General features: G+C 63.2%; 15 protein-coding genes. 10 read left to right on the top strand and 5 right to left on the bottom strand.

Features of this window, described 5'->3' with window-relative positions:
- Positions 1-244: 244 nt before the first annotated feature.
- Positions 245-1,546 carry an NCS2 family permease gene (locus tag PQQ51_RS27695; protein ID WP_408500303.1) on the top strand — a complete coding sequence of 434 codons (1,302 nt, stop codon included), beginning with the start codon at positions 245-247 and terminating at the stop codon, positions 1,544-1,546.
- Positions 1,547-1,602: 56 nt separating this feature from the next.
- Here PQQ51_RS27695 and PQQ51_RS27700 read toward each other — a convergent pair whose 3' ends face one another.
- Positions 1,603-1,893 carry a DUF1488 family protein gene (locus tag PQQ51_RS27700; RefSeq protein ID WP_408500382.1) on the bottom strand — a complete coding sequence of 97 codons (291 nt, stop codon included), beginning with the start codon at positions 1,891-1,893 and terminating at the stop codon, positions 1,603-1,605.
- A gap of 368 nt (positions 1,894-2,261) precedes the next feature.
- On the opposite strand from PQQ51_RS27700, the gene PQQ51_RS27705 reads away from it, so the two are divergent.
- A complete protein-coding gene (locus PQQ51_RS27705) occupies positions 2,262-4,268 on the top strand; it encodes a sigma-54-dependent Fis family transcriptional regulator (RefSeq protein ID WP_408500304.1) in 2,007 nt (668 codons plus the stop codon).
- Between the two features lie 104 nt (positions 4,269-4,372).
- On the top strand, positions 4,373-4,681 hold the full coding sequence (locus tag PQQ51_RS27710; RefSeq protein WP_408500305.1) for a 2Fe-2S iron-sulfur cluster-binding protein: 309 nt from the start codon (positions 4,373-4,375) through the stop codon (positions 4,679-4,681).
- Positions 4,682-4,767: 86 nt separating this feature from the next.
- Here PQQ51_RS27710 and PQQ51_RS27715 read toward each other — a convergent pair whose 3' ends face one another.
- The 3 genes from PQQ51_RS27715 to PQQ51_RS27725 are packed head-to-tail and all read right to left on the bottom strand — an operon-like array spanning position 4,768 to position 5,897.
- Positions 4,768-4,962, bottom strand: a complete 195-nt coding sequence (locus tag PQQ51_RS27715; RefSeq protein ID WP_408500306.1) for a YqaE/Pmp3 family membrane protein — start codon at positions 4,960-4,962, stop codon at positions 4,768-4,770.
- A 36-nt stretch (positions 4,963-4,998) separates the two neighbouring features.
- Positions 4,999-5,193, bottom strand: coding sequence for a DUF1653 domain-containing protein (locus PQQ51_RS27720; protein WP_408500307.1), 195 nt, complete (start codon positions 5,191-5,193; stop codon positions 4,999-5,001).
- 59 nt (positions 5,194-5,252) lie between these two features.
- Positions 5,253-5,897, bottom strand: a complete 645-nt coding sequence (locus tag PQQ51_RS27725; protein WP_408500309.1) for a helix-turn-helix transcriptional regulator — start codon at positions 5,895-5,897, stop codon at positions 5,253-5,255.
- Positions 5,898-6,314: 417 nt separating this feature from the next.
- Between PQQ51_RS27725 and PQQ51_RS27730 the strand changes: the two genes are divergently transcribed.
- From PQQ51_RS27730 to infA, 3 genes are all read left to right on the top strand, one after another.
- Entirely contained in the window at positions 6,315-6,533 is a 219-nt protein-coding gene (locus PQQ51_RS27730; protein WP_408500311.1) for a hypothetical protein, read from the top strand.
- A gap of 537 nt (positions 6,534-7,070) precedes the next feature.
- Positions 7,071-7,352, top strand: a complete 282-nt coding sequence (locus tag PQQ51_RS27735) for a hypothetical protein (RefSeq protein ID WP_408500313.1) — start codon at positions 7,071-7,073, stop codon at positions 7,350-7,352.
- A 155-nt stretch (positions 7,353-7,507) separates the two neighbouring features.
- Positions 7,508-7,780, top strand: a complete 273-nt coding sequence (gene infA / locus PQQ51_RS27740) for a translation initiation factor IF-1 (protein ID WP_012427521.1) — start codon at positions 7,508-7,510, stop codon at positions 7,778-7,780.
- A gap of 277 nt (positions 7,781-8,057) precedes the next feature.
- On the opposite strand, the gene PQQ51_RS27745 is transcribed toward infA, so the two are convergent.
- Positions 8,058-8,810 (bottom strand): GntR family transcriptional regulator, encoded by a 753-nt coding sequence (locus PQQ51_RS27745; RefSeq protein ID WP_408500315.1) that lies wholly within the window; start codon positions 8,808-8,810, stop codon positions 8,058-8,060.
- Positions 8,811-9,035: 225 nt separating this feature from the next.
- Here PQQ51_RS27745 and PQQ51_RS27750 point away from each other — a divergent pair, with 225 nt between their 5' ends.
- From PQQ51_RS27750 to PQQ51_RS27765, 4 genes are all read left to right on the top strand, one after another.
- The gene (locus PQQ51_RS27750) at positions 9,036-10,328 is read left to right on the top strand and encodes a cyanate transporter (protein WP_408500317.1); all 1,293 of its coding nucleotides are present in this window, start codon (positions 9,036-9,038) and stop codon (positions 10,326-10,328) included.
- 234 nt (positions 10,329-10,562) lie between these two features.
- Positions 10,563-12,719: a S8 family serine peptidase gene (locus PQQ51_RS27755; RefSeq protein ID WP_408500318.1), complete on the top strand. Its 2,157-nt coding sequence runs from the start codon at positions 10,563-10,565 to the stop codon at positions 12,717-12,719.
- 65 nt (positions 12,720-12,784) lie between these two features.
- Entirely contained in the window at positions 12,785-14,512 is a 1,728-nt protein-coding gene (locus PQQ51_RS27760) for a tetratricopeptide repeat protein (protein WP_408500319.1), read from the top strand.
- A gap of 167 nt (positions 14,513-14,679) precedes the next feature.
- Entirely contained in the window at positions 14,680-15,261 is a 582-nt protein-coding gene (locus PQQ51_RS27765; RefSeq protein ID WP_408500320.1) for an ANTAR domain-containing response regulator, read from the top strand.
- Positions 15,262-15,263: the final 2 nt, after the last annotated feature.

Genomic DNA, 15,263 nt, shown 5'->3' on the forward strand with positions numbered 1-15,263 from the left:
CTCTCCCCGCTCAATCCGCTTACCGCGCTTCCGTACGCGCCGGCAAGGTATCATCTCGCCCCTTCGACCACCCGTCGCGTTTCACCCACGCAATCCGGCTTGCGTCGACCGATCATGATTACAATCCGCCGGTAGCCTCGCTGACGCCGCGCCTTTTCCCGGCCGTGGCACGCGTGCCCGCTATGCATTACCGCCTCGACCACAACAAACCGAACGCATTCTGAAACGACGAGAGACGCGCCTCATGGACTCCATCAAACGCTACTTCGGCTTCGAAGCCGCCGGCACCAACCTGCGCACCGAAGTGCTCGCTGGGCTGACCACTTTCCTGACGATGGCCTACATCATCTTCGTCAATCCGGCGATTCTCGGCGACGCCGGCATGCCGAAAGACGCGGTGTTCGTCGCCACCTGCATCGTGGCCGCGCTGGCCTCGCTGATCATGGGCCTGTACGCGAACTACCCGATCGCGCTCGCGCCCGGCATGGGGCTGAACGCGTACTTCGCGTACACGGTCGTGAAAGGCATGGGCTTCACGTGGCAGGCCGCGCTCGGCGCGGTGTTCATCTCCGGCTGCCTGTTCCTGATCGTCACGCTGTTCCGGGTGCGCGAGGTGATCGTCAATGGAATTCCGCATTCGATCCGCATTGCGATTACCGGCGGCATCGGCCTGTTTCTCGCGATCATTTCGCTCAAAACCGCCGGCGTGGTGGTCGGCAGCCCGGCCACGCTGGTCACGCTCGGCGACCTGCACAACCCGCACGTGATTCTCGCGGTGATCGGCTTCTTCGCGATCGTCACGCTGGACTTTCTGCGCGTGCGCGGCGCGATTCTGATCGGTATCGTCGGCGTGACGGTGTTGAGCTTTTTCTTCGGCGGCAATCAGTTCCACGGCATCGTCTCCGTGCCGCCGTCGATCTCGCCGACGCTGTTCCAGCTCGATATTCGCGGTGCGCTGTCGAGCGGCGTGCTGAACGTGATCCTCGTGTTCTTCCTCGTCGAACTGTTCGACGCGACCGGCACGCTGATGGGCGTGGCCAATCGCGCCGGGCTGCTGGTCGAAGGAAAAATGCACCGGCTGAACCGCGCGTTGCTCGCCGACAGCACGGCGATCCTGGCCGGTTCGATGCTCGGCACCTCGTCCACCACCGCGTATATCGAAAGCGCGTCGGGCGTGCAGGCCGGCGGCCGCACTGGCGTCACGGCGATCACGGTAGCCGTGCTGTTCCTCGCCGCGCTGTTTTTCGCGCCGCTGGCAGGCGTGGTGCCGGGTTATGCGACCGCGCCGGCGCTGCTTTACGTGTCGTGCCTGATGCTGCGCGAAATGCTCGATCTGCCGTGGGACGACGCCACCGAAGTCGTACCGGCCGCGCTGACCGCGCTGCTGATGCCGTTCACTTACTCGATCGCCAACGGCGTCGCATTCGGCTTCATTTCGTATGCGGGCCTCAAGCTGCTGACCGGCCAGGCGCGCAAGGTGAAACTGGTGGTGTGGGTGATCGCGGCGATTTTCCTGTTCCGTTATTTTTATCTCGGCAGCGAATAACGCGCGACCTGCAACTCGGCTGTTGTCGATGCGCTAACGCCCGACTTCAGCCGATTTCAATTGCGCCAGTTGGCTTCGTAGAAACGCACGTAACCGCTGCGCAGCACGAGGCACTGTGCCCGCGTTTCAGACAGCAGGCGACGCGTGGCGGCCTCGATCCGCGCCCGGTGCGCGTCGAATGCGCCGACCATGTCTTCGAGGCGCGGCGACGCGGCCCCGAAGTGGTCTTCGAGCGCCTCCGCCGTGATCATGCACTCGACCCTCTCCCCATCCACCATTGCCGGGAACGCCAAGGTTAGTTCGCGACCTGAATATTCAGGAGTTTCGTTCGGGAATTGGATCTGCATGGGAGTCTGCCTAAAGGTTGGGTGCTGCTCATGCTGGCTGCGGTGGATCGCGCTTCTGGCGTGCTTCCCTCCTTGACGGGTGCCGACCGGCGCGGGCTCTTCGACCTCCTGACTGTGCGGCATTGCGAGATTCGCGCCGCGCGGAGGTGATTTGATTCACTTTAGACGAGTTCGGCCGGGGCGCAAGTTTTCCTTTTTGAGTGCGTCGATTTGTACCGCTCCGACGATTTCCGCCCGCAGTTTCCCGTATTTACGCCATTGCGTGCCCGTCCTGTACTATCGGAGTTCGGACGCCGCGCGCATGTTGCGCTGCGCAACGACAATGGCCGGCAACGTACCTGCCATGTCCGTATAACCGGAGACATGCCTTGGTTCATCGTTCTGCCTCGGCGGCCGACATCGGCCGGCCTGATGTTCTCGCGCAAGCTCATGCACGGTCGCTCGAAGTCGGTTTGCGGCAGTCGGAAACGCCGGACTTCCAGCCGTTGCCGCGCAGCGCGCTGCGCGAACTCGTCGACCGGAATCAGTCGCTGTATAGGCATGCGTTGCCCGTCATGGAATCGCTCCATGCGCAGATCGTCGATACGCAAAGCATGGTGCTCCTGACCGACAGCCGCGGCGTGATCCTGCATAGCCTCGGCGACAGCGACTTCGTCGCCAAAGCCAATCGCGTCGCGTTATGTCCGGGCGTTTCGTGGGCCGAAGCGGATCGCGGCACCAACGCGGTCGGCACCGCGCTGGTGGAAGGGCAACCTACCGTCGTGCATGCGGGCCAGCATTTTCTGCATGTCAACCGCATCCTCACCTGTTCGTGCGCGCCGATCGTCGATCCGTTCGGGCGCACCGTCGGCGCACTCGACGTGAGCGGCGACACGCGCGGCTTTCATAAGCACACACTCGCGCTCGTCAGAATGTCCGCGCAGATGATCGAAAACCATCTGTTCTCCAACCAGTTCGCCGATGCGATCCGGGTTCACTTTCACGCGCGCGCGGAATTCATCGGCACGCTGTTCGAAGGACTCGCGGCGTTCGCGCCGGACGGGACTTTTCTGTCGGCCAATCGCAGCGGGCTGTTTCAATTCGGCCAGCCGCTCATCGATCTGCAACGGCAATCGTTCGATGCGCTGTTCGGCGTCACGTTTGCGCAGATCGTGCAGCAAGCCACTCGCGCGCCAGGCGAAAACATTCTGCTGACGCTGCCTAGCGGCGTGCGCGTGGTCGCGCGCGGCGAGTATGCGGCGCCGCGCATCGTCGCGCCGTATGACGGCTTCGCCGGTTTGTCGCGCGCGGCGGATTCGGGCGCACGACGCGCATCGGCTCAAACGTGCGAAGCACCGCCCGTCGCGACGCTCGAAACGCTCGACACCGGCGACGCACAGGTCGCCGCGATCCTGCGCCGCGTCGCCAAACTGCGTGGACGCGATATTCCCATGCTGGTGCTCGGCAAAACCGGCACCGGCAAGGAGTGGCTCGCGCGCGCGATCCATCACGATTCACCGCGACGCGGCGCGCCTTTTGTCGCGCTGAATTGCGCGTCGTTGCCGGATACGCTGATCGAAGCCGAGCTGTTCGGCTACGAAGACGGCGCGTTCACCGGCGCGAAGAAACGCGGCAGCGTCGGCAAGATCGTGCAGGCCGACGGCGGCACGCTGTTTCTCGACGAAATCGGCGACATGCCGCTCGCGCAGCAAGTGCGCCTGATGCGCGTGCTGCAGGAGCGCACCGTCGTGCCGCTCGGCGGCACGCGGGCGATTCCGGTGGATCTGCGAATCGTCTGCGCGACCCACCGCGACCTGCGCGCGATGATCGAAGACGGCAGCTTCCGCGAAGATCTGTATTACCGGATCAATGGGCTCGTCGTGACCTTGCCGGCATTGCGCGACCGGAGCGATCTTGCGGAGCTCGTCACGCGCATGCTGGCCTTGCAGCGCGATGGCGAGCGCTTGCCGCGGCGCGTGTCCGACGCGGTGCTCGCGCGTTTTGCGCAATGCCGCTGGCCCGGCAATTTGCGGCAGCTTGCGAATGTGCTGCGTACCGCGAGCATCATGGCCGAAGGTGAAGAGCAGATCGAACTCGAAGATCTGCCCGAGGATTTTCTGCAGGACTGCGTGACGGCTGGGGATGCGGACCACGTGGGGCGTGGCGATCGCGCGGGTTCGTCGGGTTCAATGCTACGCAATGGCGGAACGGACAGCAGTCTTGGGTCCACGGCGCCGGAGCAAGCCGCCGTCCCCGCCCGGATGGAAGACTGGCAAACCACGTTGATCGCGCAAACGCTCGCGCGGCTCGACGGCAACGTGTCGGCCGCGGCACGCGAGTTGGGGCTGGCGCGCAATACGGTGTATCGGTATTTGAGGCGCGGCAACACGCATTGAAGTTGCGGCAACGTGCGTGGCGTCCGCGATAACCATGCCGGCGCCCGACACCGTGTAAAGTGTGGCGCAAATCCGCCACTCGCTGCTGTTCAGCCTTTCACACGATGTCCGACTCAAACCGTCCGCCGCTCGTTCGCGTCGAGCCGCTCGGCGAGACCTTCGAAGCACCCGATTCGCTGACGATTCTCGAAGCCGCCGGCTTTGCGAACCTGCATCTGCCGCGTTCGTGCCGCAACGGCACTTGCCGCACGTGCCTCTGCAAGATGACGGCCGGCCGCGTGCGCTACACGATCGAATGGCCAGGACTCAGTCGGGAAGAAAAAGCGGAGGGTTATATCCTGCCGTGCGTGGCGGTCGCGGAAACCGATGTCGTGATCGACGTGCCGGATGCCGCGCTTCGGGCGCCGCGCTGAATCGTGCCGGCCGTGCCGCCCGCACGTTGCAGGCAGCACGAACGACAACGTGAACCGCAACGGGCCTTAACTCGGCTTAACGCGCCTCAACGCGCATTACCCATCGCACGGGCGATTTTCTTATCGGTGTTGTATTGGCTCAACGCGTACACCGACCAGATGGCAGCCGGAATCCAGCCGATCAGCGTGATCTGCAGGATCAGACAGATGATCCCAGCGAACGGGCGGCCGATCGTGAAAAACTGGAACCACGGCAAAAGGATGGCAAGCAATAAACGCATTCGGATTTCCTGATGTTCGGTGAATATCGACGCCGCTCAATTGATCGGCGCGAAGCGCGGCACTTTCTCTCCGTCCACTTCGACCAGCTCGAAAAACACCGAAGCCGGACGGGTCCAGATCGTACCATTGGCCGCTTTGTAAACGATCATCGTGACCTTCGGATCGGACTCGAGCGTCGCTTCGCAAACCAGTTCGTAAATCCCGCCCTTGTAGTGCCGGTAGCGCACCATTCGCATCCTCCTTGCGTTGAAAAGCGCAGCGTTTCGTGGACAGCGCGACGGCCCGGCCGTCAGCCACCCTCTTTCATCTGCTTCAGAATCTTGTAGACGGTTGCACGCCCCATCGTCAGCACGGCGGCCACGTAGTTCGCGGAACTGCGGCCGCGGAACGCGCCCTGCGCGTGCAGCGCCTCGACGATTTCCCGCTTGTGCTCGCGTGTGAGCGCATTGATGCCGATCTGCCGCTCGCGCAACCACGTATGCAGGAACGTATTGATGCGGTCCTGCCAGTCGTCGCGAAACAGTTCTTCCGCGGGTGCATCCGTGAGCGAGCCGCCTTTGATGAACAGATCGAGCGTCGAGCGGACATCTTCGAACACGGCGATATTGAAGTTGATGCACAGCATGCCGGCCGGCTTGCCGTCGTCGTCGAACAGGATGTTGCTCACGCAGCGCATGCGCCGGCCGTCCCAGTTGACCTTCTCGTACGGGCCGATGGTCCGGCCGCGCGCCGCGTAATGGACTTCGTCGAGCACCGAGGGGCCGCCTACTTCGAGCTTCGACAGATTGTTCACCAGATACGCGATGGTCTGATCGCGCAGGTCGTGAATCACCACTTCGGCGCATGGATAGAACAGCGCCGCGATGCCGTCCGCGACATGGGCGTAGCGATCCAGCAGCAGGTCTTTTACGGCAGAGGCGTTTGTGTTGCGCATTGGAAAATCGCAGGTTTCAAAAGGATGCAGCGCTGCAGCGTGCACGCAGCATAAAAAAGCACGCAACGAAATCGACGCGCACACCCGCTCGAGGACGAATCGACCGACGCAGCCTCACGCGACGAGTCGCCATTGTAGCCACCCGGCCCCACCTCGGCGACCGCGATCCGCACCGTGGCGGCGCGAAGCCGGTTTGCGGTTGATTGGTAGCTGATTCGTAGCCGGTTGGCTGCCGGTTGCTGCCGGTTTGCTGTTGTTTGCTGCGAGGCCACATCGTGCGCAACGCCTTACATTCAGCCTGCCTGCGCTTCTTCGCAAGCCTCGAAGTTGTTGCATCCGCACACGGCGATTTTTGTCTGCTTGGCGATGGATTTTTTTTCGTGCGATAAAAGAATTCACTATTTCACGGAGCAACAGATGGCCACGCTCGAAGCGTTTCGCGCCGTGCTCGATGACGAAGGCACGCCGGAAATCATCCGCAATCACATCATCGATTCGCTGCAATACTCGTTGCGCAATTACGGGCAGATTTTTACGTCGAAGGAAGTCGAATGGCTGGCCAAGTGGGACGACGCGCGCATTCCGCTCGCCGCGGCGCGCGAATTGCAGAAGCGCGTTGCTGAAACCTCGCGCTGATTGCTGTTCGCGTCGATCCTGTTCGCCTTCGATTCACAGCGTCCCAGCCGTTCTCCGGCACGCCGCACGGGGCCGGACCTTTGCGCCCAAACCCCCACCGGTTGGGCGGTTTGCCTATGGACGGAACTTTTTGCTATCCAATTAGCCCCATTTAGTGCATCATATTGGAATAGCTGTATTCCGCATTCGTAGCATCGGCAGCACCAGACAGTCTCAAATCGGCATCTCCGCACCACCCCCGACTGTTCGACCGTCGCTTGTCGGCGATCCCGTCACTCAGGCAATGCGCCGCATGCATTCGCCGTCGCGAGTTGTGCAGCTGAGGGGTTCATTTACGCGCCCGATGTCCGCGCGACATCAGCGTGTTTCTTCTCCATCGAATCCGCGATTGTGCGCGGCCGCGCTCAAGCCCTTGCTACTGGGCCTGTGCCAACCTTTTTCCATGGCGGCGCGCCCCAGGGTGCTGCGCTGCCGGGCCTGTCGTGCCGCGCGTAACACGCGTGACATACCGGCCACGTAATACAGGACAAGTGCTTCATGAATTCAGTTGTCAAGACGTACAAGGGTTACGAAATTCATCCGCTCGTCTATCCGCGCCGCCCAGCGGACGGTCAAACGGCTCGTAACCCGGACGCAGGCTATGACGCTTCGGTGCGCATCTGTCGCGTGGGCGCCAATCCGGCAGCCGACGGGCGCGTGTTCCGCCTGCAGTATCTGTTTCCGTTCGACGGCACCGGCAAGGCGCGCATCGCGTGCATGGCCCACGCCGAACAGTTGATCGACGGCCGCGTAGACGGCCAGTCCGTCGCCGATCTTTGAGCGGTACTATCAGCGAATCGGCGGTCAATCGCTGAATCTGGCTGTTGCCGCAACACAGCAGGCCTGAAAACCCGCTGTCAACCGTATCTGAAGCCGTTTCGCCGGTCAGTCCGGCGGCCCGGCAAAACCTAAATCCCATCGACCAGGAGTGATGCATGGCGAAAGAAGAACTGCTTGAACTTGACGGTATCGTCGACGAAGTACTTCCGGACAGCCGTTACCGCGTGACGCTCGACAACGGCGTCGTGGTTGGCGCTTACGCGTCCGGACGCATGCGCAAGAACCACATCCGTATTCTCGCGGGCGACCGCGTGACACTGGAACTGTCGGTTTACGATCTGACCAAAGGCCGGATCAATTTCCGTCACAAAGACGAGCGCGCCACCGGTGGCGGCGGCGCACGCAATACGCAATTCCGCCGTCGTTGATGCCGGCGGCGCGTTGATCGCGCATTGACCGTTTGTCGAGCCGCTTCCGGGTCGGCGGTCGCGCGATTGATTGCAGTGAGTTGTTTCGCGAAGCCCTTCGCGCGCCTTCTTTGACCTGATTCCTCGACTCGGGTCCGAGCGGCGCGCTGTGGCGTCACATAAGCTGCGACAACGATTGCTTCGCGGGTCGCTGTTGTCACGTTGTTATCGCCGTTGTCATTGTGAAGGCAGCTTGTCTTGCCTGGCGGCGCTTTGCGCGCCAGCGCCTTCGCTGCCTCTACTTCACCTGCACCCCAAAAACCGCACCGAGATCCTCTGCTGCGGTGCCTTTGTGCATCTGTTCGACCACCCGCTCCTCCAGTTCCGACAAGTGCTCACGCATCGCCGCGAGCGCCGCAGGCAGATCGCCCGCCTCGAGCGACTCCATGATCTGCAGATGCTCGTCGGCGGAGCAGGTAGAACCTTTCGACGGGTCATAGAGCGCCTTGTACAACTCGGTCTTCGCGACCAGTTGCCCGACCAGCCCAAGTAGTTCGGTGCCGCCGGCCAACTCGGTCAACAGCACGTGAAACTGGCCGGCGAGCCGCACCGATTCGTCCAGCGTACCCGCGCGCGAAGCCTTTTCCTCACTGCGCACATGCGCGCGCAAGCGCCGCTTGTGGGCTGCACTCACATTTCCGCACAACGTCGCGACGATTCCCGCCTCGACGATCTGTCGCGCCAGATACACCTGGCGCACATCCTGTTCAGACGGCGACGGCACGAACGCACCGCGATTCGTCTCGAGCGTCAGTTTGCCCTCGAAGCCCAGGCGCGCGAGCACCTTGCGCAATGCGCCGCGCGTGCAGCCGAACGCCGCGGCGAGGTCGCGCTCGACCAGTTGCGCGCCCGGCCGCAGCCGGCCTTGCAGCAGCGCGGCAGTGATCGTCGCGTAAATGCGCTCTTCGACGCTGCCCGATTCGGCATCGACGTTGTTCGGCGCGGGCGTTGCGGTGTCGGCAGACGCCAACCTGGGAGAGCGTGAAACCATGAATTGGAGACCGGAAAGAACGCGTAGAACAGGAGATTCGCCCGGCATTGTAGCGACGGCTTACGCCCGCCGCCATCGAGCGTTGTCGAACTCCGATACCGGACATCACAAAAATGGTTAACCATTTTAAGTTATTATGGTCAACCAAAATAGCGTGGACACGATCTTCGCCCGCTCCGGCGCGATCGAAACGCGCTACCGCCCCGCTTCCCGTCAAGGTTCATCGTGAATTCGCCCTACCGCACCTCTTCCACCACTCGCCACCCAACTGCCGACGCAGCATCCCGTGCGTTCACGCGGCAAGACCTGGTCTGGCTCACCGCGATCGTCGTGATCGGCATCAACCTGCGGCCTTTGCTCACGTCCATCAGCCCGCTCATGACGACGATCCGCACCGCCACCGGCCTGAGCTTTTATAGCGCTTCGCTGCTGACCAGTCTGCCGGTCGTCGCGATGGGCATCGGCGCGTTCGGCGCCGCCGCGCTGGCGCGCTGGGTCGGCGAAACGCGGGGTGTGGCGCTGGGACTGCTGGCGATCGCGCTCGCTTGCGCGGCCCGCTGGGTCGCCGCCAGCGGCGTTGCGTTGCTGATGACGGCAACGCTAGCCGGCGTGGGCGTCGCGGCGATCCAGGCGCTGCTGCCCGCGGTGCTGAAGCAGCGTTTCCACGCGCGCGTGCCGCTGGCGATGGGGGTTTTCTCGGCGTCGATCATGGGCGGCGGCGGCTTGGGCGCACGCCTGAGTCCGATGGTCGGGTCAGCGTTCGATTCGTGGCACGCCGCGCTCGCCGTGTGGGCGCTGCCCGCGATCGCCGCCCTGTTCTGCTGGCTGGGACTGAACCGCACCTCCAATGACGCGCCGGCCCAGCCGGCAACGGCCTACGCCGTGGCATCCCCTTCGTTATGGCGCAAGCGGCGAGCGTGGACGCTGGGGCTGTACTTCGGGATCGTCAACGGCGGCTATACGAGTCTCGTTGCGTGGTTGCCGGCGTTTTACCAACAGCATGGCGTAAGCGTGGCGGACAGCGGATCGCTGCTCGCTTCGATGACGGTTTTCCAGGCCGCCGCCGCGCTGCTTTTGCCGCTCGCCGCCGCGCCGTTCCGCGATCGCCGGCCGTGGTTGCTGCTCGGTTTGTCCGCGCAACTGGCGGGCTTGCTGGGCCTGATCTTGTGCCCGGATGCCGCGCCGCTGCTGTGGGTCGGCGTGGCGGGCGCCGGGCTTGGCGGCACCTTCTCGCTGACTCTCGTCACGGCGATGGATCATTCCGCGCATTCGGCTGTCGCCGGAAAACTCGTCGCTTTCACGCAAGGCGTCGGGTTTGTCGTGGCCGCAATCGCACCGGTCGTGGCCGGTATCGTACGCGGCTGGAGCGGCAGCTTCGAAGCCGCCTGGATCATGCTGGCCGTCAGCGTCGGCATCATGCTTCTCGTAACTTTGCTGTTTTCGCCGGGTAGCTATCTGCGCTGGCTCGCCGCCAATAACCGTGTCGAATCAAGCGCTTCCACACGAACCTGCCACTAGTCCTACACGCTTCGCAACCTTTCCTACAAACATACAGAAGTTCGCCCATTGTTTAGCCTTCTCCGGCTATTTATTATCCTGATCCAGCCCTCTCTTTCGCAAATATAACCAAGGCACAGAGGGCCGGCGATCGGCAACGCGTAGCAACTTATCAAATTTGCTGTCGACCGTCATTTAGTTAGGCATCTTAATAAAACAGGGGCAATCAGGTATGTCGTACGAGATACAGGAAACATGCGCGAAGCAACACGTAATAACAGGCAGGACCGCTCAGGCGAATTCGTCGCGAGCAGCGGAGTATTGCGCTCGACAGTGAAATGGCGCCGCGTGCTGGTATGCGCGGGCTGGCTGTCCGTATCTCTCGCGCTCGCGGCTTGCGGCGCCAACAGCGGTAGCGGCGGCGACACACCGTCGGCAAGCGTGACCTCGCTCGAGTCGAGCGCGGCATCGGCGGCGGCATCGACTACCGTTCCGCTGCAACTGGCGCTGAAAATGAACACGAGCGGCGTGGCGGACGATGCGTCCAATGAGCGCTTCATCATCAAGTACAAGACCGGCACTGCGGAAGGCGGCGCAAGCTCCGCCGTGCAATCGCGACTCGACCGTCTCGCGAATGCGTTCCCGGCGAGAGCGCGTCATCTGCGGCGGATGGGCGTCGGCGCCGACGTCGTCACCACCGCGCGCAAACTGGACGGCAGCGACGCAAAGGCGTTCATGCGCGCGATCGCTTCGGACCCGAACGTCGAATACATCGAAGTGGACCGCGAAATGTCCACCACGATGGTGCCGAACGATCCGGAATACGTCAGGCAATGGGGTCTCACGTCGAACCAGAAAGCGGGCACCGCGACAGCAGGCATCCGGGCAGAAGGCGCGTGGGACACTGCCACCGGCGCGGGGCAAGTGATCGCAGTGGTCGATAACGGCGTGACGAGCCACAGCGATCTCAACAGCAACTATCTGCCAGGCTACGACTTCACGTCCGGCAACCGCGGCGGCAACGGCACCAATCCGGGCATCACGACGGAGAAGTGCCAGGTTCAATGGCACGGCACGCACGTCGCGGGCATCGCGGCCGCGCTGACCAACAACGGCACCGGCATCGCCGGCGTCGCGCCGGCCGCGAAAATCGTCCCGGTGCGAGTGATGAACGCGTGCGGAACTGGCTACACCTCCGATATCGCCGACGGCATCATGTGGTCCGCGGGCGGCAGCATCGCGGGTGTGCCGAACAATCCGTACCCCGCGAGAGTCGTCAATGTCAGTCTCGGCGGCGGCGGTGCGTGCGAGACCACGTTGCAGCACGCGATCGACTACGCGACGGCACAAGGCGCCGCAGTCGTCGCGGCAGCCGGCAACAACAGCTACAGCGCGACCAACTTTTCGCCGGCCAATTGCCGCAACGTGATCAGCGTCGGCGCGAGCAATCGCCTGGGGCTGAGGTACGTCGAGTCGAACTTCGGACCGACGGTGGATATCGCCGCGCCCGGCGATTCGATCTGGTCGACGTACAACACCGGAAACGCGACGCAGGGCACCGAAAGCTATGCGTTCATGTCGGGTACGTCGATGGCGGCGCCGATGGTAAGCGGCGTGATTGCGCTGATCCAGTCGGTCGCGCCGAGGCCGCTCTCGCCGGCGGAATTGCGGACCGTGCTCACGCAAAGCGCGCAGCCGTTCCCGAACGGCAAACCGGACCAGGCGATCGGCGCAGGCATTCTCGATGCGAACGCGGCAGTCGTGGCGGCCCGCTCCGGCAAGATTCCAGCGGCGGCGAACTTCACCTGTTCACAAAGCGTCGACCTGATGCACGTGTCGTGCACGGATCTCTCCACCGCGAGAGGTGCGGCGATCAGGTCGTGGGCGTGGAATTTCGGCACCGGCGGCGCGGACCAAACGTTCACTCGCTCCGTGAATCCCGAGATCGATTACGAGCAACCGGGCACCTACGAGGTCACGTTGACCGTGACGGACATCAACGGTGTGACGAACCGGCTGACCCGGCGCGTCGACGTGGCGCCGCTGCTCGTCACCGACATCACGAATAGCCCTTACGGCGTGCGTTTTCCGTTGCAGGCGTCCGGCAAGCTGTACTTCTCGGTGACCGTGCCGCCGGGCGTGAAAAGCCGGTTCGTCCCGGCAGGCATGAAGAGCCTCGCGTTCACGCTTTCGCCGAGCGCATCAGCCGATAGTGCGACGCTGTATCTGAAGGCCTTTACGGCGTCGATGGTCAGTCCGGACTGCACGGCCGCGATGTCGGCAGGCAAGGCGGCGACCTGCGCGGTGGCCGGTCCGGTTCCGGCCGGCACCTACTACGTGATGGTGAATGCGAATACGTCGATCAACGACGCATCCATTCTGGCGGTCGCGACCTACTACGGTCTCGAGTAAATCCTCCGCCCCTCGATGCCCCGGCGCTTCGGCACCGGGGCTACTTTGCCCCCCACGATCCGCCAATGAAGCCCGCCGACGCGCATGCACTGCATCGCCTGGCGCTTGCTTGCGTTCACACAGGCGAGATGGATCGCGCACGCGATTATCTGGAGCAGGCGTTGAGCGCCGCGCCCGAACGCGCGCAAATGTGGGAACACGCGGGCTTGTTGGCGGCTTCAGCGGGCGAGCTGGCGAAGGCTGAAACGATGTACCGTCGCGCGCTCGCTCTGTCGGGCGACACTGCCAGCCTGCATCGGAACATGGCCGATTGTCTGCGGCTGGCGGGCCGGCCTGTCGATGCGATCGCGCACTACACGCAAGCGGTCGCCATCGATCCCGGTTTGCATCACGCGGCACGCGCGTTGGCTCGCATCCATACAGAACTCGGCAAGCTGGACGAAGCCGCCGACTGGTGGCTGCGCGCATCGACAATGAACGGTAGCGTGAGCGTCCTGGATGATCTCGACCTGGTCGCAGCATTGGCGAAAACCCATCGCACAAACCAGCTTGAAACACGCATCGAACAGATCAGAACACGTTTCGCCGACGACGCCGAAGCGCTCAAATCACTTGCGTTCGTCCTCAACACGCACGACTGCTTCAACGAAGCGCTGAGTGTCGCGCGGCAGGGCCTTGCCCTCGCTCCGCACCACCCGCTCCTGCATCACAACGCGGCGCGAGCACTCAGCATTCTCGGCAAAACTGCGGAAAGCCTGCCGCACAGCGTGGCCGCGGCACAGTTGATGCCGGATAACGCCTACCTGCAATTCCACCTTGCCGGTGTGCTGCTCGCGCTCGGTGATTTCGAAGCGGGCTGGAAACAATACCGATGGTTCTACGCGCTGCCGGGCACGGCAAACGAGCGGATGCGCCCCGCTTTTCCGCAGTGGCGCGGCGAGTCTGTTGCGGGGAGCCGATTCCTGCTCGTCGGCGAACAAGGGCGTGGCGACGAAATTCAGGCGCTCCGCTTTGTCGAATGGTTGCATCGCCAAGGAGCGACGGTCGACGTGCTGGTCAGCGAGCCGATCGCGAGTCTCGCACGCACTATGTCGGACGTGCATGACGTATTCGTCTCGTTGCCGCCTGGCCCTTACGATTTCTGGTGCCACATGTTAAGGATGCCGGAACATATGAAGCTTCGAATCGCGATGCTTCCGGCCGTCACCATCCCGTATCTAACCGCGAGGCCGGACAGGAGGCGGTACTGGCAAACCTGCATCGATGCACTCGCGGCACGCGGTAAGCGGACGCGAAACCGTCGCGTCGGTCTGGTGTGGGCAGGTAATCCGGCACACGCGCTCGACCGTTTCCGCTCCGTCGCGCTGGATGCGTTGCGACCGCTGCTCGCGATCAGCGGTATCACGTGGTACGCGCTGCAAAAAGGCGAGCGGGAACGTGACGGCGAACCTTTCGCGAACGGCGGCGATTATGACTTGCACACGCTAGGCCCCGCGATCGACGACTTCGCCGACACGCTCGCGATACTTCCAGCGCTCGATCTGCTGATCACGGTCGACACGTCGGTGGCGCACCTCGCCGGCGCAGCGGGACACCCTGTCTGGGTGCTCGTGCCTGCCTATACCGAATGGCGCTGGTTTAGCGAGCACAAGCGCGGCCACAAGCGCGACCACACGCACACAGACACCCCATGGTATCCGTCGATGCGCGTCTTCCGTCAGTCCAAACTGGGCGTATGGGACGACGTAATCGACAAGGTCCGGCATGCGCTGCTCGAATGGCGCGACGCATGAACTCGCCGCACGGTTCATGCTCCGCTTCGGTGCACAACCGCGACACGCCCCACGCGAGTGCATCGGCGTATCACCCAATGCGCAATTCCGTCGCTCCGATCGACGCCACGCCGCTATTGGCACAGCCATTGCGTTAAGATTCGCCAAAGCCGTTCACACTACCCCCCATGCTGCGCGTTCTTCTAGTCACCGACACCGACAAGCCGATAGGCGATCTGCGCGATGCCCTCGCGCGGCTCGGCTACGACATGCTCGCCGACACCGCGACGCCGCAAGCGCTGCATCGCGTCGTCGAAAGCGAGCGGCCCGATGTGATCATCATCGATACCGAATCGCCGTCGCGCGACACGCTCGAACAACTCGCGGTGATGAACGCCACCGCGCCCCGCCCGGTGCTGATGTTCAGCCACGACACGAACCAGCAACTGATCCGCGACGCGGTCGGCGCGGGCGTCACCGCGTATCTGGTCGAAGGCCTCGCGAAGGAGCGGCTCGCGCCGATCCTCGAAGTTGCGCTCGCGCGCTTCGCGCAGGAATCGCAATTGCGCGAACGCCTCGCGCAAGTCGAAAACGAACTCGCCGAACGCAAGCTGATCGACCGGGCCAAGCGCCTGTTGATGGATCAATTGAAGCTTACCGAGCACGCCGCCTACGCCAATCTGCGCAAGCGCGCGATGAACCAGGGCGTCAAACTCGCCGAGGTCGCGCGCGCTGTCGTTGCGTCAGCGTCTGCCGACTCGCTCAAATGAAG

This window comes from Paraburkholderia xenovorans (assembly GCF_046030735.1).
Classification (GTDB): domain Bacteria; phylum Pseudomonadota; class Gammaproteobacteria; order Burkholderiales; family Burkholderiaceae; genus Paraburkholderia; species Paraburkholderia xenovorans_A.

Excerpts from the sequence above, each read along its gene's own strand:
- PQQ51_RS27715 (WP_408500306.1), bottom strand. The coding sequence starts at position 4,962 with ATGCGTTTATTGCTTGCCATCCTTTTGCCGTGGTTCCAGTTTTTCACG.
- PQQ51_RS27695 (WP_408500303.1), top strand. The coding sequence starts at position 245 with ATGGACTCCATCAAACGCTACTTCGGCTTCGAAGCCGCCGGCACCAAC.
- PQQ51_RS27735 (WP_408500313.1), top strand. The coding sequence starts at position 7,071 with ATGAATTCAGTTGTCAAGACGTACAAGGGTTACGAAATTCATCCGCTC.
- PQQ51_RS27700 (WP_408500382.1), bottom strand. The coding sequence starts at position 1,893 with ATGCAGATCCAATTCCCGAACGAAACTCCTGAATATTCAGGTCGCGAA.
- PQQ51_RS27720 (WP_408500307.1), bottom strand. The coding sequence starts at position 5,193 with ATGGTGCGCTACCGGCACTACAAGGGCGGGATTTACGAACTGGTTTGC.
- PQQ51_RS27755 (WP_408500318.1), top strand. The coding sequence starts at position 10,563 with ATGCGCGAAGCAACACGTAATAACAGGCAGGACCGCTCAGGCGAATTC.
- PQQ51_RS27760 (WP_408500319.1), top strand. The coding sequence starts at position 12,785 with ATGAAGCCCGCCGACGCGCATGCACTGCATCGCCTGGCGCTTGCTTGC.
- PQQ51_RS27765 (WP_408500320.1), top strand. The coding sequence starts at position 14,680 with ATGCTGCGCGTTCTTCTAGTCACCGACACCGACAAGCCGATAGGCGAT.
- infA (WP_012427521.1), top strand. The coding sequence starts at position 7,508 with ATGGCGAAAGAAGAACTGCTTGAACTTGACGGTATCGTCGACGAAGTA.
- PQQ51_RS27730 (WP_408500311.1), top strand. The coding sequence starts at position 6,315 with ATGGCCACGCTCGAAGCGTTTCGCGCCGTGCTCGATGACGAAGGCACG.
- PQQ51_RS27710 (WP_408500305.1), top strand. The coding sequence starts at position 4,373 with ATGTCCGACTCAAACCGTCCGCCGCTCGTTCGCGTCGAGCCGCTCGGC.
- PQQ51_RS27745 (WP_408500315.1), bottom strand. The coding sequence starts at position 8,810 with ATGGTTTCACGCTCTCCCAGGTTGGCGTCTGCCGACACCGCAACGCCC.
- PQQ51_RS27725 (WP_408500309.1), bottom strand. The coding sequence starts at position 5,897 with ATGCGCAACACAAACGCCTCTGCCGTAAAAGACCTGCTGCTGGATCGC.